The sequence below is a fragment of the Streptomyces sp. NPDC102441 genome (genome assembly GCF_044765585.1).
Taxonomy (GTDB): Bacteria; Actinomycetota; Actinomycetes; order Streptomycetales; family Streptomycetaceae; genus Streptomyces.
Map to the genome: position 1 here is coordinate 1 of NZ_JBIWKH010000013.1, position 20,307 is coordinate 20,307.

The 20,307-nt window shown below is 71.4% G+C and carries 14 protein-coding genes and 1 pseudogene; 12 read left to right on the top strand and 3 right to left on the bottom strand.

Annotated features, from left to right (window positions below; genetic code table 11):
* From ACIREO_RS26630 to ACIREO_RS26650, 5 genes and pseudogenes are all read left to right on the top strand, one after another.
* Positions 1–285, top strand: a pseudogene (locus ACIREO_RS26630) (coagulation factor 5/8 type domain-containing protein); the annotation flags it as partial.
* Between the two features lie 746 nt (positions 286–1,031).
* The gene (locus ACIREO_RS26635) at positions 1,032–1,259 is read left to right on the top strand and encodes a type A2 lantipeptide (protein WP_103515690.1); all 228 of its coding nucleotides are present in this window, start codon (positions 1,032–1,034) and stop codon (positions 1,257–1,259) included.
* Positions 1,260–1,342: 83 nt separating this feature from the next.
* Complete coding sequence (locus tag ACIREO_RS26640) at positions 1,343–2,149, top strand: HlyD family efflux transporter periplasmic adaptor subunit (protein ID WP_404114576.1); 807 nt, start codon at positions 1,343–1,345, stop codon at positions 2,147–2,149.
* The gene (locus tag ACIREO_RS26645; protein WP_404114578.1) at positions 2,146–4,419 is read left to right on the top strand and encodes an NHLP family bacteriocin export ABC transporter peptidase/permease/ATPase subunit; all 2,274 of its coding nucleotides are present in this window, start codon (positions 2,146–2,148) and stop codon (positions 4,417–4,419) included. The genes ACIREO_RS26640 and ACIREO_RS26645 overlap by 4 nt, the downstream gene beginning before the upstream one ends.
* 1 nt (position 4,420) lies before the next feature.
* Entirely contained in the window at positions 4,421–7,279 is a 2,859-nt protein-coding gene (locus ACIREO_RS26650) for an NHLP bacteriocin export ABC transporter permease/ATPase subunit (protein ID WP_404114580.1), read from the top strand.
* A 10-nt stretch (positions 7,280–7,289) separates the two neighbouring features.
* Here ACIREO_RS26650 and tkt read toward each other — a convergent pair whose 3' ends face one another.
* Positions 7,290–9,470, bottom strand: coding sequence for a transketolase (tkt, locus tag ACIREO_RS26655; protein ID WP_404114582.1), 2,181 nt, complete (start codon positions 9,468–9,470; stop codon positions 7,290–7,292).
* A gap of 206 nt (positions 9,471–9,676) precedes the next feature.
* Here tkt and ACIREO_RS26660 point away from each other — a divergent pair, with 206 nt between their 5' ends.
* Both ACIREO_RS26660 and ACIREO_RS26665 read left to right on the top strand, forming a co-directional pair.
* Positions 9,677–10,384, top strand: a complete 708-nt coding sequence (locus ACIREO_RS26660; RefSeq protein WP_404114584.1) for a TetR/AcrR family transcriptional regulator — start codon at positions 9,677–9,679, stop codon at positions 10,382–10,384.
* A 49-nt stretch (positions 10,385–10,433) separates the two neighbouring features.
* Positions 10,434–11,576 (top strand): FAD-dependent oxidoreductase, encoded by a 1,143-nt coding sequence (locus ACIREO_RS26665; protein WP_404114586.1) that lies wholly within the window; start codon positions 10,434–10,436, stop codon positions 11,574–11,576.
* Positions 11,577–11,643: 67 nt separating this feature from the next.
* On the opposite strand, the gene ACIREO_RS26670 is transcribed toward ACIREO_RS26665, so the two are convergent.
* On the bottom strand, positions 11,644–13,314 hold the full coding sequence (locus tag ACIREO_RS26670) for an IclR family transcriptional regulator C-terminal domain-containing protein (RefSeq protein ID WP_404114588.1): 1,671 nt from the start codon (positions 13,312–13,314) through the stop codon (positions 11,644–11,646).
* A gap of 125 nt (positions 13,315–13,439) precedes the next feature.
* Between ACIREO_RS26670 and ACIREO_RS26675 the strand changes: the two genes are divergently transcribed.
* The 5 genes from ACIREO_RS26675 to ACIREO_RS26695 all read left to right on the top strand — a co-directional run bounded on the left by ACIREO_RS26675 (position 13,440) and on the right by ACIREO_RS26695 (position 19,351).
* The gene (locus tag ACIREO_RS26675) at positions 13,440–14,210 is read left to right on the top strand and encodes a CoA transferase subunit A (protein ID WP_404114590.1); all 771 of its coding nucleotides are present in this window, start codon (positions 13,440–13,442) and stop codon (positions 14,208–14,210) included.
* Positions 14,210–14,857, top strand: coding sequence for a CoA transferase subunit B (locus tag ACIREO_RS26680; protein WP_404114592.1), 648 nt, complete (start codon positions 14,210–14,212; stop codon positions 14,855–14,857). The genes ACIREO_RS26675 and ACIREO_RS26680 overlap by 1 nt, the downstream gene beginning before the upstream one ends.
* Positions 14,854–16,068 carry a thiolase family protein gene (locus tag ACIREO_RS26685; protein ID WP_404114594.1) on the top strand — a complete coding sequence of 405 codons (1,215 nt, stop codon included), beginning with the start codon at positions 14,854–14,856 and terminating at the stop codon, positions 16,066–16,068. The genes ACIREO_RS26680 and ACIREO_RS26685 overlap by 4 nt, the downstream gene beginning before the upstream one ends.
* 205 nt (positions 16,069–16,273) lie before the next feature.
* Positions 16,274–18,097 (top strand): SpoIIE family protein phosphatase, encoded by a 1,824-nt coding sequence (locus ACIREO_RS26690; RefSeq protein ID WP_404114595.1) that lies wholly within the window; start codon positions 16,274–16,276, stop codon positions 18,095–18,097.
* A 150-nt stretch (positions 18,098–18,247) separates the two neighbouring features.
* The gene (locus tag ACIREO_RS26695; protein ID WP_404114597.1) at positions 18,248–19,351 is read left to right on the top strand and encodes a serine hydrolase domain-containing protein; all 1,104 of its coding nucleotides are present in this window, start codon (positions 18,248–18,250) and stop codon (positions 19,349–19,351) included.
* 25 nt (positions 19,352–19,376) lie between these two features.
* On the opposite strand, the gene ACIREO_RS26700 is transcribed toward ACIREO_RS26695, so the two are convergent.
* Positions 19,377–20,282, bottom strand: a complete 906-nt coding sequence (locus ACIREO_RS26700; RefSeq protein WP_404114599.1) for a Gfo/Idh/MocA family protein — start codon at positions 20,280–20,282, stop codon at positions 19,377–19,379.
* Between the last annotated feature and the right edge of the window lie 25 nt (positions 20,283–20,307).

Genomic DNA, 20,307 nt, shown 5'->3' on the forward strand with positions numbered 1-20,307 from the left:
GCCATCCAGAACGGCGACATCAAGGGCTACGCCGCCTACAAGGTCGCCGACAGTGTCACCACCCACGAGGGCTGGGGCATGGGCAGCTACTGCTATTTCAACGTCGACCCCACCATCCGCCAGCAGCACGGATTCCAGGCCCCGGTGAAGCCCGGGGTGAAGTTCCACGACCTGCTCGTCGTCTCCCTGGGCGGCCAGGGTCAGTACGACCACGTCATCAACAACACCGGATCCCCCACATCCGGCACATCGACCATCCCCTCCCAGGTGGTCTCCTTCCCCTGAGCGGGGATGAGATGAGCGGAGTCGGCTCATCGGACGGCGCGGGGCCCGGCGGACACTCCCTGCCGGGCCCCGCGTCATGTCCGGAGGACATATCCGGATACGCGCGTCAGCCGACGGTGCCGGCCTCGCCGACCTGGACCCCCGGCCGAACGGACCCCCGCACCACCCACCGGCGAAAGGCAATGGCGGCACACCTTCTCCACATATCCGGAGACCACGTGACGCGGTGAACACGCACCCTCGGGAAACGCTTCATAAATGCGCCGTTCATTCGCAGGCGGGGCGCAGGCGGGGCGCGTAGAAAAAGAGCCATGTTCATCTTTTACAATCCCGTGAATATCGATACCCTCCGAACTTCCCATGTCAGCCCCCGCCATGGGCACTCGGAATTACAGGAGGAGCGGGATCGTAGAAACCTGCACACGGCGTGCGCACCCTGATCACGCGGCTCGGCACGGAATGCCAGGTCCAGACTGGGGCAGAGGGCGATTGGGGCGGGAGTGCCCCACTTGGGGGGCGTGAGGTTGCGACTCCGCGGAATTCATCCGGTGAAGCTCGTGAAGGATTCGCCGCCATGAAATGAACACTTCTGCACGTAAGTCGATTCCAGCGGCCCGATAACCACAGATCCGCCGCAGTTCGATTGGCTGTACGAGGCGCAGGCGTGCTTTGATCCTGGCCCATACGGAGGCCGCACCACGGGTTTCCGTATATAGGCAATTTCCACACGAAGGGCAGCTCTCATCATGAACTACACCCCCCAGGTCGAGACCGCCGAGATCTCCGACAGCGACCTCGACAACGTCTCGGGCGGCCTCGTCGGCGGCGTGCTCGGCAACGTCACGGGCACCGTTGAGGGCATCGTCCCGGTCGCCGGCGTCGTCGGCTCGGTCACCGGTCTCGTCGAGGGTGCCACCGGCGTGAACACCGGCGCGGTCACCGGCCTGGCCACCGGCCTCACCGCCGGTCTCTGAGACACGGCAGCACCCCGCCGAGCCCCGGAACCCGTCGGTTCCGGGGCTCGGTGCCGACCGCTGACAGGTGAGGGAAGAGTTTCGTGCAGTTCCGCCAACAGGCGCTTTCCAAGCTGCAGTCGCCCGAACAGCTCGATCTTCCGGTGCGCTTCGCCCGCCCGCAGGGCCTGCTCGTCCTCTGCGTCACGCTGGCCGTGATGGCGGGCGCCTGTTTCTGGGCGGTGACCGGCTCCGTCGCCAGCACGCTCGACGCCCCCGGCATCCTCACGCACTCACGTGGCAGTTACATCCTGCAGAGCCCCGTCGCCGGGCAGATCACCGAGGTACTCGCCGACGAGGGCGCGACCCTGCCCAAGAACTCCCCCCTGCTCAAGGTCCGTACGGAGCAGGGCGAACGCGTCGTCCGTACGATCGACGCGGGCCGGCTCACCTCGGTCACGGCGACGATCGGCGCGGTGGTCACCACCGGCGCGGACGTTGCCGCCGTCGAGCGGGTCGACGGCGCCGACGACCCGCTGGTCGTCCTGCTGTACGTGTCGGGCAGCAGTGCCGCGTCGGTCCCCGTGGGTGCCTCCGTCGACCTCACCGTCCAGTCCGTGCCCGCCCAGCAGTACGGAGTGCTGCGCGGCAAGGTGTCCGCGGTCGGCAGGGCGGCGCAGACCCAGCAGCAGATCACCCGCTTCCTCGGCGACGCCCAGCTCGGCGAGCAGTTCTCCCGGCACGGACGGCCGTTGGCGGTCCTGGTGAGGATCCAGCGGTCGGACTCCACGAAGTCCGGCTACCGGTGGTCCTCGGCCGACGGCCCCCCGTACGCGATCGGCTCCATGACCCTGGCCACCGGCTCCGTCCGTCTCGCCGACCAGCGCCCGATCGATTGGCTGCTCCCGTGACCGCACCGCACCCCTCCCCCGCGGCCCAGCAGCTGCCGCCGCCCGGCCGCGGAAGGCACCGCCCGGAAGGAGCCCCGGCGAACAGGCGGCGGTCGCGTCCGGCGCCGAAGCCCGGGCGGACGAAGACCGTGCACACCCCCACCGTGCTCCAGATGGAGGCCCTGGAGTGCGGTGCGGCCTCGCTGGCGATGGTGCTCGGCCATTACGGCCGCCATGTGCCGCTGGAGGAACTGCGGATCGCGTGCGGGGTCTCACGTGACGGCTCACGCGCCAGCAACGTGCTCAAGGCGGCCCGCAGTTACGGGCTCCAGGCCAAGGGCATGCAGATGGAGCCCGCGGCCCTCTCGGATGTCCAGGCCCCCGCGATCCTGTTCTGGGAGTTCAACCACTACGTCGTGTACGACGGCGTCGGACGCCGACTCGGACGTCGGGGCGTGCACATCAACGACCCCGACAAGGGACGCCGGTTCGTGCCGGCCGAGGATTTCGACACCAGCTTCACCGGCGTCGTCCTCGTCCTCGAACCCGGCGAGGACTTCGAGCGCGGCGGCAGGAAGCCCGGAGTCATGGCCGCGCTGCCGGCCAGGCTGCGGGGCACCACAGGCACGATGCTGGTCGCCCTGCTCGCCAGTCTGCTGCTGGTGGCCGTCGGGGCGACCCTCCCGGCCCTGAGCCGCACCTATATCGACATGTTCATGATTGGTGAACAGACCTCGCTGCTGGGCGTGCTGTTCGCCGCGATGGGCGCCATGGTCGCGCTCACCGTCGTACTGACCTGGCTGCAGCAGGCGAATCTGCTGCGCGGGCGCATCATCTCGTCCACGCTCGGCAGCGCGCGCTTCTTCCGGCATCTGCTCCGGCTGCCCGTCACCTTCTTCTCGCAGCGCAGCCCCGCCGATCTGGTCCAGCGCCTCCAGTCCAACGACGCCGTGGCCGAGACCCTCGCCCGGGATCTCACCGCCGCCGGTGTGGACGGCATCGTCGTCCTCCTCTACGCGTTCCTGCTGTGGACGTACGATCCGCAGCTGACCGTCATCGGGGTGGGGATCGCGCTGCTCAACGTGGTCGCGATGCGCGTCGTCGTACGGATGCGGGCTGTCGGCACGCAGAAGCTGCGGGCCGACAGTGCGCGGCTGACGAACACCTCGTACATCGGTCTCCAGCTGATCGAGACGATGAAGGCCACAGGCGGCGAGAACGGGTACTTCCGCCGGTGGGCCGGGCAGCACGCCGCCACGCTGGAGGAGCAGCAGCGCCTCGGGGTGCCGAGCGCCTGGCTGGGTATCGTCGCTCCGGCACTCGCGACGCTCAACAGCGCGCTGATCCTGTGGATCGGCGGGCTGCGGGCCGTCGAGGGGCACATCTCGATCGGTCTGCTCGTCGCCTTCCAGGCGCTGGTGACCCGCTTCACCGCGCCGCTCACCCGGCTCAACGGGGTGGCGGGCCGGGTGCAGGACTTCGCGGCCGACGTGGCCCGTCTCAAGGACGTCGAGAACTTCCCTGTCGACCCGCTCTACTCCCGGCGTGAGCCGGCCGCGAGCACCCGCCGCCTGACGGGCCATGTGACGCTGGAGGACATCACCTTCGGCTACAGCCCGCTCGACAAACCGCTGCTCACCGGCTTCTCGCTGTCCGTGGGTCCGGGGCAGCAGGTGGCGCTCGTCGGCGGTTCGGGCAGCGGCAAGTCGACGGTCTCGCGGCTCATCTCGGGGCTCTACAGCCCGTGGGAGGGCACGATCCGCATCGACGGGCAGCGTCTGGAGGACATACCCCGGGGCGCCCTGGCCGCCTCCGTGTCCTTCGTCGACCAGGACGTCTTCCTCTTCGAGGGGACGGTCCGTGACAACGTGGCGCTGTGGGACCCCTCGGTGCCGGACGAGGCCGTGGCCGAGGCCCTGCGGGACGCCGCCCTGTACGACGTCGTCGCCCGCCGGCCCCGTGGCATCCACAGCCGGGTGGAGCAGGACGGCCGCAACTTCTCGGGCGGGCAGCGTCAGCGTCTGGAGATCGCCCGCGCCCTCGTGCGCCGCCCCAGCATCCTGGTCCTGGACGAGGTCACCAGCGCGCTGGACGCCGAGACCGAGCGGATCATCATCGACAACCTGCGCCGGCGCGGCTGTGCCTGTGTCGTGATCGCGCACCGGCTGAGCACCGTGCGCGACAGCGACGAGATCGTGGTCCTGGACCACGGGACGGTCGTGGAACGCGGCCGCCACGAGAGTCTGGTGGCCGCCGGGGGGCCCTACGCCGATCTGGTCAGGGAGCACTGACGTGGCATCCGTACATTCCCTCGCGGGCACGGAGGCTCCCGGGCAGGACCCGGTCATCGGCGCGCTGGGAGCTCTCGGTGAGCCGGTCGACTGCACCGGGCTGCGCAGTCTGTCGCTGGAGGGCCCGCAGGTGCTGTGGCTCGTCGTGAGCGGCGCCCTGGACCTGTTCGCGGTGGACGCGGTGGAGCAGGGACACTGGCACTTCCTGGGCCGGCTCGAAGCGGGAACCCTCGTGCTGGGACCGGTCGAGGGCCCGCAGCACACCCTGGTCGGGCGCCCCCTCCAGGAGTGTGTGCTGCGCCGGATCCCGCTGCGTGAGCTGTACCGGCCGGAGTACGCCGGCCAGGTGACGTACGAGGGGCAGTACAGCAGCCGTTACGACAGCGGGGACGCCACGCTGAGCCTGCTGGAGCACGCCTTCTCGCTCGGCGTGGGCCGGAGCCAGCGGGTGCTGTTCGAGGCGCCGCTGGACGGGCGGACCACCTTCGACGAAACGGTGGGCGACGACGACATCCTCTGGCTTCCGGTGTCGCCCGGCAGTGTGCAGTACGGCGCCGCGTTCAGCACCGAGGCGGCGGGTGATCTGCTCGTCGACCCTGCGATGTGGCAGGGGATGGTCAATCAGCAGTACCGCCTGCTGTCGGCGCTGGACCGCTGGATCGAACAGCTGGAGCGCGCTCACGAGGACCGGACCGCGGCCGGCATGAAGGCGGGCGAGGCCGTCCGCAAGGAGGCGGACCAGGCACTGCTGACCTCGATCGGCCGGACCCGCAGGGGCTCTTCGCCCGCGGCCGGTGGATCGGACGACGCGGTGTACGCGGCGTGCCGTCTGGTGGCCCGGGATTCCGGGATCGTCCTCTCGGAGCCCGCGACGGGCGGGGCGGTGAGCGAGCGGATCGACCCGGTCGAGCGAGTCGCGGTCGCCTCGCGCGTCCGCACCCGCGCGGTGCGGCTCGACGGACGCTGGTGGCGGGAGAACTCCGGGCCGCTGGTGGGCAACCGTGCGGCGTCCGGAGCACCGGTCGCGCTGCTCTGGCGCCGTGGCCGCTACGAGGCGGTCAACCCGCTGACCGGGCGGCGCAGCCGTGTCGACAGCTCCAGCGCGCCGGAGTTCGACGAGCGGGCAGTGATGTTCTACCGGCCGCTTCCGGAGCAGCCGTTGAACAAGCGGCAGCTGTTGCGCTTCGGCTTGTTCGGCACCCGGGGCGATTTGCGGAAACTGGTGCTGGCCGGGCTGGTCACGGTGGCGCTGGGTGCGCTGGTGCCGGTCGCGACCGGCAAGGTGCTCGGTGTGTATGTGCCCAATGCCCAGAACGCCCTCATCGTGCAGGTGTCACTGGCCGTCATCATCTCCGGGATCGTCTCGGCGGCTTTCATGCTGCTGCAGAACCTCACGATCCTGCGGATGGAGGGCCGGATCGAGAGCACCCTTCAGCCGGCGGTCTGGGACCGGCTGCTGCGGCTGCCGACGAAGTTCTTCACCGGGCGTTCCACAGGGGAACTGGCGAGTGCGGCGATGGGGGTGAGCTCCATCCGCAGGGTGCTGTCCGGCACCGGTCCCGTCGTGGTGCAGGCGGGCACGCTCGGGGCGATGAACCTGGGTCTGCTGCTCTGGTTCAGTGTGCCGCTGGCACTCACCGCCGTCGCGATGCTGGTGGTCATCGCCGGGGTCTTCCTCACCATGGGTATGTGGGAGCTCCGCTGGCAGCGCCGTCTGGTCGTGCTGGGCAACAAGCTGAACAACCAGGCGTTCCAGACGCTGCGGGGGCTGCCGAAGCTGCGGGTCGCGGCGGCGGAGAGCTTCGCGTACGGGGCGTGGGCCGGGGAGTTCGCCCGCAGCCGCGAGCTGCAGAAGCGGGCGGGCCGGATCAAGAATCTGACGACGGTCCTCAACGCGGTGTATCTGCCGCTGTGTTCGCTGGTCATCTTCATGCTGCTGGCGGGCCCGGCGCGCGGCTCCCTCACGGCCAGTGAGTTCCTGACCTTCAACACCTCCGTGACGATGCTGCTGACGGCCGTCACGCAGCTCACGGGGGCGTTCGTGTCGGCGGCCGCCGTGCTGCCGATGTTCGAGCAGATCAAGCCGGTACTCGACGAGGCGCCGGAGGTTCGCGGCGCCAGCACCCAGCCGGGCGCGCTGTCCGGGGAGATCGAGGCCAGGGGTGTGTCCTTCCGCTACACCGACGACGGCCCCGTCGTCCTGGACGATGTGTCGCTGACCGTGCGGCCCGGCGAGTTCGTCGCGGTCGTGGGCCCCAGCGGGTGCGGCAAGTCGACCCTGCTGAGGTTGCTCATCGGCTTCGACAAGCCGGTCTCGGGCAGCGTCCTGTACGACGGTCAGGACCTGACGTCGCTCGACCAGGCAGCCGTGCGCCGTCAGTGCGGGGTCGTCCTGCAGAACGCGCAGCCGCTGTCCGGATCGATCCTGGACTGCATCTGCGGCGCCGAGGTCTTCACCCAGGAGGAGGCGTGGGAGGCAGCCGCGATGGCAGGGCTGGCCGAGGACATCAAGCGGATGCCGATGGGGCTGCACACGATGATCTCCGGCGGCGGGTCGATCTCCGGGGGCCAGCGCCAGCGGCTGATGATCGCCCAGGCGCTCGTCCGGCGCCCCCGCATCCTGTTCTTCGACGAGGCCACCAGCGCACTGGACAACGAGACCCAGCGCACCGTGATCGAGAGCACCAAATCCCTGCGGGCCACCCGGGTCGTGATCGCGCACCGGCTGTCCACCGTCATGGACGCGGACCGCGTAATCGTCATGGCGGACGGCCGCGTCGTCCAGGAGGGGCCGCCCGCCGAGCTCCTCGCGGACACGGGCGGGCAGCTCCATGAACTGGTGCGGCGTCAGATGAGCTGACGGGCATCCTCTACGACCGGCGCCCGCCCGGCCTCGGGGGCTCCAGCGCATCGCGGATGCTGGCGCGGGCCGCCGCGGCGACGGCTTCGGGGGTGATGCCGAACTCCTCATAGAGCGTCTCGTAGTCGGCGGACGCGCCGTAGTGCTCCAGGCTGACGATCCGGCCGGCGTCGCCGACCACCTCCCGCCAGCCCTGGCCGACGGCGGCCTCGACGCTGACGCGGGCACGCACGTCGGGCGGCAGCACCTCGTCCTGGTAGGTGGGCGGCTGCTCGGCGAACCATTCGCGGCAGGGCATCGAGACCACGCGGACGGCCAGTCCTTCGTCGACCAGCATTTTGCGGGCGTCGAGAGCGATCTGGACCTCCGATCCCGTCGCCACGAGGATGACGTCGAGGGCGGTTCCGGAGGCCTCCACGAGGATGTAGGCGCCGCGCGCGGCGCCCTCGGCGGGGGCGTGGACACCGTCGGCCCGGTCGAGCACCGGAAGGTTCTGCCGGGTCAGTACGAAACCGGCGGGGCGGTCGGTGTGTTCCAGGATCGTCCGCCAGCAGACGGTGGTCTCGTTGGCGTCCCCGGGGCGTACGACGTCGAGTCCGGGGATCGCGCGCAGCGCGGCCAGGTGCTCGACGGGCTGATGGGTGGGTCCGTCCTCGCCCAGCCCGATGGAGTCGTGGGTCCACACATAGGTGGCGGGGAGCTTCATCAGGGCGCCGAGGCGGACCGCGGGACGCATGTAGTCGCTGAACGTGAGGAACGTGCCGCCGTAGGGTCGGGTCAGGCTCTGCAGCGCGATGCCGTTGAGCACCGCGCCCATGGCGTGCTCACGGATACCGAAGTGCAGGGTGCGCCCGTACGGGCCTCCTGCGAACTCTGCCGTCTGCCGGTCGGCCGGGACGAAGGAGGGTTCGCCGTCCATGGTGGTGTTGTTGCTGCCCGCGAGGTCCGCGGAGCCGCCCCACAGTTCGGGCAGGACGGGTGCGAGGGCGTTGAGCACCTCGCCGGAGGCCTTGCGGGTGGCCATGCCCTTGGCGTCGGCCGGGAATTCCGGCAGGGCATCGGTCCAGCCGTCCGGGAGCTCCTGTTTCCGCAGCCGGTCCAGCAGGGCTGCCCGCTCCGGGCCGGCGGTCCGCCAGTCCTCGTAGGCCCGCTCCCAGCGCTTCCTGGCGTCCCCGCCCCGCTCCCCCACGGCGCGGGTGTGGGCGAGGACCTCGTCCTCGATGGGGAAGTACGTGTCGGGGTCGAAGCCGAGGAGCCGCTTGGTGCCGGCGACCTCGTCGTCCCCCAGCGCCGCGCCGTGCGCCTTGCCGGTGTTCTTCTTCGTCGGGGCGGGCCATCCGATGATCGTGCGCAGCATGATCAGTGAGGGCCGGGACCGCTCCGCCTTCGCCGCCTCGATCGCGGCGAGCAGGGCGTCGACGTCCTCGACGTAGTCGCCCGTGCGAGTCCAGTCCACGGTCTGCACGTGCCAGCCGTACGCGGCGAAGCGGGCCGGGACGTCCTCGCTGAACGAGATGTCGGTGTCGTCCTCGATGGAGATCTGGTTGGAGTCGTAGAAGGTGATGAGGTTGCCGAGCTGCTGGTGGCCGGCGAGCGACGCGGCCTCGGACGACACGCCCTCCATCATGTCGCCGTCGGACGCCAGCACGTAGACGTGGTGGTCGAACGGGCTGGTGCCCGGTGCGGCGTCCGGGTCGAGGAGACCCCTCTCCCGGCGGCCCGCCATCGCCATCCCGACGGAGGCGCCCATGCCCTGGCCCAGCGGCCCCGTGGTGATCTCGACACCGCGGGTGTGCCGGTACTCCGGGTGGCCGGGGGTCGCCGATCCCCAGGTCCGCAGTGCCTTCAGATCGTCCATCTCCAGGCCGTAGCCGGCCAGGTAGAGCTGGATGTACAGCGTGAGGCTGGTGTGGCCGCACGAGAGGACGAAGCGGTCCCTGCCCAGCCACTGGTCGTCGGCGGGGTCGTGCCGCATGACCTGCTGGAACAGCAGGTAGGCGAGCGGGGCCAGGCTCATCGCCGTCCCTGGATGGCCGTTGCCCTTCTTCTGGACGGCGTCGGCGGCGAGCACCCGTACGGTGTCCACCGCGCGCAGGTCCACGTCGCTCCACCCCGTCCGCTCGGCCAGTGGCCGGGCAAGGCCGGGGTCTCGTGATGCCGTGAGGCCGGAAGAGGATCGCTCGGGCGCCATGGTGTTGTCTCCCTCGGACGTCGCTTCTCGGTACGACGGGGCCGGCCGGTGCGGCTCGCCACCTTTCGCATCCTCCGTTTTCTCGCCGCCCTCCGCACCCGGAGTGGCGGCGGGAACAGGCCCCGCCGACCGGTCGCCTACCCTCTGCGGCTCCCGACAGGCACGCCGAACTTGTTCGTGACGAACATGTTCGTTACCGTGGAGGAGTGACCCCCCGAGCCCCGGAGCCCCGAAGCCGCCGCGAGCGGCCGGCCAAGCCCGCCCTCACCCACGAAACCATCGTCGCTGCCGCCGTCCGGCTCATGGCCGCCGAAGGACTGCGGCGCGTGACCATGCGCCGACTGGCCCAGGAGCTCGACACCGGGCCCGCGTCGCTGTACGTGTACGTCGCCGGCACGGCGGAACTGCACGCCGCGATCCTCGAGGAGCTTCTCGGCGAGGTCGACCTCACTCCGGCCGACGGCGACGGCGACAGCGAGGGCCACGGCGACAGCGACTGGCGTGACCGGCTGGCGCAGGTGCTCCTCTCGTACACCCGCGTCCTGTTCGACCACCCCGGCCTCGCCCATTCCGCGCTGCTCGCCCGGCCCGCCGGACCGCACTACCTGGCGCTCGTCGAGACGGTCCTCGCGCTCCTGCACCAGGGCGGCGTACCCGACGGGCAGGCCGCATGGGGAGTGGACGTACTCCTTCAGGTGGCGACCGCCACCGCGGCCGAGCAGTCAGGGCGCGCGGGAGATCAGGATGCCGAGGACGAGCACAACCGCCTCGTCGAGGCACTGCGGCAGGCATCCTCCCGGACGCATCCACGTATCGCCGCACTCGGCGGCGACCTCGCCTCCGGCACCCCGCAGCAGCGGCTGGCGTGGATCTTCCGTGCGGTCGTCAACGGCGCGGCCACCACACCCCGCTGAGCCCGCCAGGCGCTCCCGTACCCGTACGAAGGAAAGCGAAGGCACGACCATGAACACCACCCCACACCTCCCCGTGACCATCGTCGGCGCCGGCATCGGCGGCCTGGTCCTCGCCAGGGTTCTTCACGTGCACGGCGTCGAGGCCGCCGTCTTCGACCTGGACGCCGACCGGCACGCCCGCACCCAGGGCGGCATGCTCGACATCCACGGGGAGACCGGCCAGGCGGCGCTGCACGCCGCCGGACTGCACGAGGAGTTCCGGGCCCGGGTGCATCCCGGTGGCCAAGCCGCGCGCGTGGTCGACAAGCAGGGCCGCGTGATGCTGGACCACAAGGACGACGGCGACGGTGACCGGCCCGAGATCGACCGGGGCGATCTGCGTGATCTTCTGCTCGACTCGCTCCCCGGGGACACCGTCCGCTGGGGCGCCAAGGTCATGGGCGCCGAGCCGCTCGGTGACGGGAGCCACGCGGTGAAGCTCGCCGACGGCACGACAGTCACCACCGGCCTGCTCATCGGGGCGGACGGCGCCTGGTCGAGGATACGGCCGCTGCTTTCCGGGGACCGGCCCGCGTACACCGGCATCTCCTTCGTCGAGCTCGACCTCCACGACGCCGATGTCCGCCACCCCGAGTGCGCCGAGCTGATCGGGGGCGGGATGTTCTTCGGCCTCGGCGAGAACAAGGGGTTCCTCGCCCACCGCGAGACGGACGGAAGTCTGCACGTATACGTCGCGCTGCGCGCAGCCGAGGACTGGCTGTCCACCGTCGACTTCACCGACATCGCGGCCGCGAAGGCCACGCTGCTGACGCACTTCACCACCTGGTCGCCCGGCCTCCGCAGGCTGATCACCGAGGCGGACGGCCCGCTGACCCCCCGGCTCATCCACGCGCTGCCCGCCGGGCACCGCTGGCAGCGCGTTCCCGGTGTCACCCTGCTCGGCGACGCCGCGCACCTGATGTCCCCGTTCGCGGGTGAGGGCGCCAACCTCGCCATGATCGACGGCGCCGACCTGGGTCGGGCCATCGCCGCGCACCAAGGGGACACCGAGGCCGCGCTGTCCGCCTACGAGGCGATCCTGTTCCCGCGGAGCGAGCAGACCGCCCTGGAGTCCGCCCGGGGCCAGGAGACTCTGTTCGACGACCGGGCACCGCAACCGCTCATCGACATGTTCACCTCTCACGGGGCATAGGCTCGCGGGTACGGCGACTTCACGGTCCACCGGCTACGCCCGCGCGAGGGCCGGCCACGGCACCGGCTCACATCACCGCCACGTCCGTGAAGCGGGCCGCGGTGTGCAGTTCGGACTCGATGGCCCCCGCGGTGCGGCGCAGTTCGGGCAGCACCTGCTCCAGGCACTCGTCGATCGTCCGGCTGCTGCTGTGCATGGCGACGTTGATGGACGCGACCGCTGCGCCTGCCCGGTCCCGTACGGGTACGGCGATCGAACGCAGGCCCGCCTCCAGTTCCTCGTCGACCAGGGCGTACCCCTCGGTGCTCACGCGCTCCAGCGCGGCTTCGAGTCCGGTGCGGTGGGTGAGGGTGTGGGGTGCCAGGGGGCGCAGCTCCGCGTGGTCGAGGAGCGGCCCGAGCTCATCCGCGGGCAGACCGGCCAGCAGGGCGCGGCCCAGAGAGGTGGCATAGGCGGGGAAGCGTGTGCCGACGGTGATGTCGACGTTCATGATGCGGTGGGTGGCGGCGCGCGCCACGTACTGCACGGAGTCGCCGACGAGGACGGCGAGGGAGGCGGAATCCTGGATCCGTCCCGCCAGCGCGGCGAGGTGCGGATCCGCGATCCGCGCCAGGGTCGTGCGGGAGAGCGGGGCGTAGCCGAGGGCCAGGACGCGTGGTGTCAGCCGGTGGTCACGGCCGTCGGCCGTGACGTATCCGAGGTGTTCGAGGGTGATCAGGGCGCGGCGGGCGGAGGCGCGCGAGAGACCGGTCGCGCGGGCGACGGCGCTGAGCGTCAGGGCGGCGCCGTTCTCACCGAAGGCGGTGATGACCGTCAGGCCCCGGGCGAGGGACTCGATGAACTCCCGGCCGGCTTCCTGCTTCGAGGCCGCGGTCCAGGAGGCGAGGGCCCCCGGGGCCGGGGCCGGGGCGGGGCTCGCGGGGGGCTCGTCGCGCAGTCGGCGCTCCATCGACGAGGCGGCGTCGAGCAGCCGGGGAAGGAGGTCCTCGCGGAGGCCCCGCACGGTGTGCCTGCTGGTGTGACTGACCACGCTGAGCACGCACGCGAAGTCTCCGGCGCGATCGCGCACGGGCACCGCGAGGGCGAGGAGGCCGGGCTCGATCAGCTGATCGTCCACCACCCAGCCGGCCGCCCGCGCCGCTTCCACCCGCTCCTCGAACAGGTCGTCCGCCGGGCGGGGCCCCGGAGGCAGGGACGGGAAGCCCGCTCCGTCCGGGCCTGAAGCGCGCCGCTCCCGCCAGGCCTGCCACTCCTCCGCTCCCCAACGGGTGGCGAACAGTGTGCCCGGGGCGGTGCGTTCGGCGGGCAGCAGGTCGCCGATACGGAAGCGCAGGGACATCGCGCGCCGACGGGTGGTCTGGTGCACGAAGCGGACGCCGCCGCCGTCGGGGACGGCGAGGGAGACGGACTCGTCGAGTTCCTCCGCGAGGGCGTCCACCCGGGCGCCGAGGAGACCGGGAAGGCGGACCGAGGAGAGGTAGGCGTTGCCCAGCTCCATCAGACGCGGCGCGAGGGTGACGACCTTGCCGTCGAGGCGGACGTACCCCGTGCGGGCGAGCGTGAGCGTGATCCGGTCGACGGTCGAGCGGGCCAGCCCGGTGGCACGCTCCAGATCGCTGAGGCCGAGGGAGCCGTCGGCGTCGGTCAGCCGGCGCAGGACGGCTATGCCGCGCATCAACGGGGCCACGGCCTCCGCGGGTACGTCCGCGCCCTGTCGCGGCGTGCTGGTCGGTGCCATCTGTCCTCCGTCGGGTGGGGGCGGCAGGGGCCGGGACCGTTGACAGAGCTCCGGCCCGGCGGCAGACTCAACTCATCCTAGTGAAGGAAACTTCACTATGCGAACACTAGTGGATGGACGGTCCCATGGACAAGGTGGTCGCGTCAGCGGCGCTGGCCGTCGCCGACGTGCCGGACGGCGCTTCGGTGGCGGTGGGAGGCTTCGGTCTCAGCGGTGTGCCGAACGTGTTGATCGATGCCCTGTACGCAAGCGGTGTCAGCGGGCTCGGTGTCGTGTCCAACAACTGCGGAGCCATGGACTCGGGGCTCGCGGTGCTGCTCTCCGCCGGCCGGATCGCCCGGGTGACCGGCTCGTACATCGGAGGGAACAAGGAGTTCGCCCGGCAGTACCTCGGGGGTGAGCCGGAGCTCGAGCTGATCCCCCAGGGCACCCTCGCCGAGCGCCTTCGGGCCGGCGGGGCGGGGATACCCGCGTTCTACACCCCCGCCGGTGTGGGAACCCAGGTCGCCGACGGCGGGCTCCCCTGGCGTTACGACGGCGAGGGCGGGGTCGCCGTGGCCTCCCCCGCCAAGGAAGTACGCGACTTCGACGGCACCGGGTACGTCCTGGAGCGCAGCATCCGCACCGACTTCGCCCTCGTCAGGGCGGCGAAGGGCGACCGGCACGGCAATCTCGTCTTCAACAAGTCCGCACGCAACTTCAACCCGCTCGCAGCCATGGCCGGCCGCGTCACCGTCGCGGAGGTCGAGGAGCTGGTCGAGCCGGGCGAGATCGACCCGGACCACGTGCACCTGCCCGGCATCTTCGTGCAGCGGGTGGTCGCGCTGACACCCGGGCAGGCCGTGGACAAGAAGGTCGAGAAGCGCACGATCACGGAGCGGGAGGCACGGAACTGATGGCCTGGAACCGGAACGAGATGGCCGCCAGGGCGGCCGCGGAGCTGCGCGACGGCGAGTACGTCAACCTCGGCATCGGACTGCCGACACTGATCCCGAACCACCTGCCCGAGGGTGTGCACGTGGTCCTGGAGTCCGAGAACGGCATCCTGGGCACCGGCGCCTTCCCGTACGACGAGGACGTCGACCCCGATCTGATCAACGCGGGCAAGGAGACGGTGACCGTGCGGCCCGGCGCCTCGTTCTTCGACTCGGCGCTCTCCTTCGGCATGATCCGCGGCGGTCACATCGACGCCGCCGTCCTCGGGGCCATGGAGGTCTCGGCCCGGGGCGACCTCGCCAACTGGGCGGTGCCGGGGAAGATGGTGACCGGCATTGGCGGAGCCATGGATCTCGTGCACGGGGCCCGTCGCGTCATCGTGACCATGACGCACACCGCCAAGGACGGCAGCCCGAAGATCGTCGAGGAATGCACCCTGCCGCTGACCGGCAAGGCGTGCGTCCACCGCATCATCACGGATCTCGCCGTGCTCGACGTGACCGACGACGGCCTGGTCCTGGTGGAGACCGCTCCCGGGGTGACCGCCGCCGAGGTCCTGGAGCGGACGGCCGCTCCGGTCCGTACAGCCGAAAGGGCCGTGTCATGAGCTTCCGCCCCCGCGACGTGTACGTCGTCGACGCCGTCCGCACCCCGATCGGCAGGTACAACGGGGCACTGGCGCAGGTACGCCCCGACGACCTCGCCGCCCACACCATCCGCACGCTGCTCGGCCGCACCCCGGAGCTCGACCCGTCGCGCATCGGTGACGTGGTGCTCGGCAACGCCAACGGCGCGGGTGAGGAGAACCGCAACGTCGGCAGGATGGCCGCGCTCCTCGCGGGACTGCCGGTCTCCGTCCCCGGTGTGACCGTCAACCGGCTCTGCGCATCCGGTCTGGAAGCGGTCGTGCACGCGGCCCGCGCGGTGGCGCTCGGGGACTACTCGCTCGTCGTGGCCGGCGGCGTCGAGTCGATGACCCGCGCCCCGTACGTCCTGCCCAAGAGCGACCGCGCCTTCCCCGCCGGGCACCCCGAGATGTACTCGACCACCCTCGGCTGGCGCATGGTCAACCCCCGGATGGACCCGCAGTGGACGGTGCCGCTCGGCGAGAGCGCCGAGCTGATCGCCGACAAGCACGCCATCAGCCGGGAACAGCAGGACGAGTTCGCGCTCTCCTCCCACCGGAAGGCTTCGGCCGCACGGGCGGCGGGACTGTTCGACGGGGAGATCGCACCCCTGTCCATCCCGCGCCGGAAGGGGGAACCGCTCGTCGTCGACCGGGACGAGTGCATCCGGGACGACGCCTCGCTGGAGGCCATGGCCAAGCTCCGCCCGTCCTTCCGTACGGAAGGAGGAACCGTCACCGCCGGCAACTCCTCCCCTCTGAACGACGGCGCGGCGGCCCTGCTGCTCGCCGACGAGGAAGGGCTCCGGGCCACCGGGCGGGAGCCGCTCGCCCGGATCACCGCCTCCGCGGTGTCGGCCAACGAACCGCACTACTTCGGGCTCGCCCCCGTCGAGGCCGTGAACAGGGCGCTGGACCGGGCGGGCAGGAGTTTCGCCGACCTGGCAGCTCTCGAACTCAACGAGGCTTTCGCCGCCCAGGTCCTGGGCTGCGTCGCCGAGTGGCCCGACCTCGACCCGTCCGTCCTCAACCCTCGTGGTGGAGCGATCGCGATCGGTCACCCGCTGGGCGCCTCGGGAGCCCGCCTTGCCGGGTCCGTCGCGCACCAGCTCAAGGCCGCCGGGTCCGGGACCGGCGTGGCGGCGCTGTGCATCGGCGTGGGCCAGGGCTCCGCACTGGTGCTGGAGAGGTAGCCCCCCGGCCGCGGCACAGCAGGGGAGGGCCCTCCCGAGCGGCGGAACGGGCGCGCCGGATGAATGATGGACGCCATGACCTTTCAGACCGTGATTCCGGCGGTGGACACGATGCCACCCGTGCGGCTGTCGCCGCGCGGTCCGGAAGACGTGATGACGTGAGCACGGGCACGGGGGTCCGTCCGAGGACGGCGAGGGCCGATCGATGAGGTCCACGGACGGGCTGCTGGAGCTCGGGTTCATGCGCACGGTGTTCGACAGTCTGGGGACTGGAGTCTTCGTCACCGACACCACCGGCCGGCTCACCGCGTGCAATCCACGTGCGCAGCAGATGCTCGGCCGTCCGCAGGAGCAGATGCTCGGTCGCGACATGCACGATCTCCTGCACCGCGGACCGGACGGTGCCACGGTCCCACGGGACGAGTGCGTCATGCTGGCCGTCCTGAAGAGCGGCCAGCCGGCCGAGGGCAGCGAGGAACTCCTCCTGCGCGGGGACGGCACCCTGGTGCCGGTCATCTGGGCGGCCACTCCGTTGCGGCACGAGGGGCGCGCGGAAGGCCTGGTGATCGTCTTCCACGATTTCAGCCTGCACCATGACGCGGCCGAGCAGACCGCGGCCTACCTCGCGGCGCTGGAAGGCCTCACCGCCCGGCTCACGATGGTCTCGGAGGTGTCGACGGTCCTGATCTCCGCCCTGGAGACGCCGGAGATGCTGAGCAGGCTGACCGCACTGCTCGTGCCGGACATGGGTGACTGGGCGGCGGCCGACATCCATACGACGAGGCAGGCCGGCGAGATGCAGCGTGTCGCCGTCCGGGCCCCTCGTGACCACCGGACGGCTGAGGCGCTCAAGGGTCCGCTGCCGCCTCTGCCCGAATTCACCCGTTCAGCCGTGGTCCAGGCACTACGGAACGCCGAGCCCGTCGTCCTGGACGCGCAAGCCCTCGCTGAACAGCCGGACAGCCCGCTCGCCCTCGCCCACCGGGAGCTGTTCGACCGGCTGGGAGGCAGCTGCGCCGTCGTGGTGCCCCTGCACACCCGGCGACAGGTCTTCGGCGCGCTGACCGTGGCGCGGGTCGGCCCCGACTCCTCCTACACCGAGGCCGAGGTCTTCGTACTCGCCGACATCGCGCGCCGCGCCGGCCTGGTCATGGAAGCCGCCGAGCTCTTCGAGCAGCAGCGCCATGTCGCCGAGACCATGCAGCGCCAGCTCCTCACCCCCCTGCCTCAGGTCGACCACCTCACGATGGCGGCCCGCTACCGGCCCGCCGAGAGCGTCGCCGAGATCGGCGGGGACTGGTACGACTCCTTCCTCCTCAGCGACGGCGTCCTGACGATGGTCATCGGGGACGTCGTGGGCCACGATCTCCAGGCCGCCGCGCACATGGCCGAGGTCCGCAACATGCTGCGCGCCCTGGCCTGGGACCGGACGGAACCCCCCAGCCTGATCATGCGCCGTCTGGACGAGGCCATGACCCACACGAGCGACGCCCCCATGGCCACCTGTGTCTTCGCCCGCATCGAAGGCGCGGAGGGCGGGCCCTGGCAGCTCCACTGGGTGAACGCCGGCCACCCGCCGCCCCTCCTGATCACCGCCGACGGACACACCCGGTTCCTCGAAGCCGGTCACGGCCCTCTTCTCGGTCTCAGCTCCGCCCTGCACATGGGGCTGGGCTGGCCCGATGCCCACGTGGACCTCCCACCCCGGTCGACCCTGCTGCTGTACACCGACGGGCTCGTCGAGAGCCGCACCCGTGACATCGAAGCCGGTCTCGCCACGCTGCGCACTCATGCCGCGGCCCTCGCCCGCCGCGACGTCGAGGACTTCCTCGACGAACTCCTCGTCCGCATCGACCCCAGCGGCGACGACGTCGCCCTCCTGGCCCTGCGTACCCCGGCGGCGGGCGTCGGCGCCGGAGACGACGAGGCACCGGCGCAGCACGCGCACAGCCCGGCCGCCGCCAATCGCGGAGCGCCCGGCTCCCGTGTCGAGGACTCGCCCGTCAGGGACACCTCGGATCCTGCCTGACGCATACGACGGGCCTTCTGACAAGGGGGGTTGACGACACCTCCGATTCGGGTCCGGAGGCCACTGATCTCACGTCGGGATCCTGGCAGTGTCGTCGGTGAGCAGACGACAGGCCCACGGGATCCGGGCCACGAATCAGGGGGAAGACCCATGCACCGCAAGCACCTCGCCGCAGCAGTCCTGCTCGCCGCCACACTGACCGGGGCACTCGCTCCCGTGGCGGCGGCCCGTCCTTCGGACCCGGTGCAGCGACAGCTCGATCTGCTCGTGGGCAAGGACGGTGTTCCCGGCGCCCTCGCGTACGACGGCAGGGCCACCCGGACGGCGGGGGTCGCGGATCTGGTGTCCGGCCGCCCCATGCCTGGCTCCGAAGGCCGGTTCCGGCTGGCCAGCGACACCAAGGCGTTCACCGCGACCGCCGTCATGCGGCTGGTCGCGGACGGGCGGCTCCGCCTCGACGACCGCGCCGGGACGTATGTGCCCCAGCTGGCGGGAAGCGCCATCACCGTACGCCAGTTGCTGAAGCAGACCAGCGGGCTTCCCGAGTACTCCGCACTGGTCAGCTGGACCGAGGCGGGCACGCCGGAGGAGTATCTGGCGCTGGCGCTCGACGCGGAGCCCGACTTCGAGCCCGGGGCGGACTGGGGCTACTCCAACACCAACTACCTGGTGCTCGGCATGGTCATCGACGAGGCCTCGGGCGTCGGCTTCCGCACCTACGTGGAGCGTGCGATCCTGCGTCCGCTGCACCTGGGCGACACCTACTGGCCCGCGCCCGGCGAAATGGCCCTGCGCGGACCGCACGCCCGCAACTACGGCGTGCACCCCGCGTCCCCGGAGGCCGGCGTCGTGGACGTGACCGAGCTTCCCGGGTACGAGTTCGGCGCGTCCGGCGGGCTCGTCTCCACGCCCGAGGACCTCAACGCCTTCTGGGACGGCCTGTTCGGCGGCCGGCTCCTGCCCGGCTGGGCGCTGCGCCTGATGACCCGGGACACCACCGACATCGGGGGCAGGGACATCTATCCCGCGGGCAGCCGCTACGGCTACGGCGTCGCCTCGGTCCCGCTCAGCTGCGGTGGCGTCTACTGGGGCCACGGCGGCGACCTGCCCGGGGGCTCGGTGGGCGGTGGCCGGGCCACGGGCGGCCGGGGCACCGTGACCGTCTACACCACGACCTGGGCGGCCGAGGGCGACAGCCTGGGGCACCTCCAGGGCGCGGTGGACGCCGCGCTGTGCGCCAGGGGCCGAGGGTGAACCGTCCCCCGGTGCCACCGCGGGCTCAGCCAGCCGTGCGCGCGGCCATGTCGAGCAGCTCCTGTATGCGCAGGCCGTGGGCGGCGTCGATGCCGGTGCCGCGGCCGGTCCTGACGGCGGTGGCGAACTCGCGCCGGAGCACCGGCCAGCATTCCTCGTGGTCGATGCCGGCCGTGTCGTAGACCAACTCCTCACCCGTGCCGAACAGTTCGACCCGGGTCCTGGCCTGCGGGAGCCGTACGCAGCCCGAGAGGGACGCCTGACTGACGGCACCGTTCTCGTGCTCACAGGTCAGCTCGACCCAGCGGCGCGGGTCCCCGGTGGCCCGTACGGAGACGATGGGCGCGACCGCGGTGTCGAGGAGGTCCAGGAGGTGGGGGCCGAGGTCGAGCAGCGCTCCGTGTTCCAGCCGCCAGGACGTGGCGAACTCCCCGCCGAGGAAGGCCCCGTGCAGATAGCAGGAGCGTGCTCCCGTGACCTCGCGCGTCGCCGCCTCGGCGAGGAAAGCGCGGGTGGCGGGGTGGTACCGCTTCGTGAGGACGAGCTGGGAGACCACCCCGTGCTCGCGGACGGCGTCCGCCACTGCGCGCGCCGCGTCGAGGTCGGCGCCGAGCGGCTTCTCCAGCAGGAGGGCGCGGCCCGCGGCCGCGGCACGGGGTGCGAGGGCGGCCTGCACGGCCGGCGGCACCGCGAACGCCACTGCCTCGCACCGGTCGAGGAGTTCCTCGAAGGAGGCCGCGACCGGGGCCCCGTAGGGCTCGGCGACCTCGGCCGCGGCCTCGGGGCGGCGCGCCCAGACCGCCGCCAGTGAGGTCTCGGGCCCTGCCGCGAGCATGCGGGCGTGCATGGTGCGGGCCCAGGGGCCGGCGCCCACGAGGCCGACGCGGACCGGTTCGTGGGTCCGGCTGTCAGAGAGGGGGGCGGTGGACATGGTGCTCTCCGTCGTTCTGCTGCGG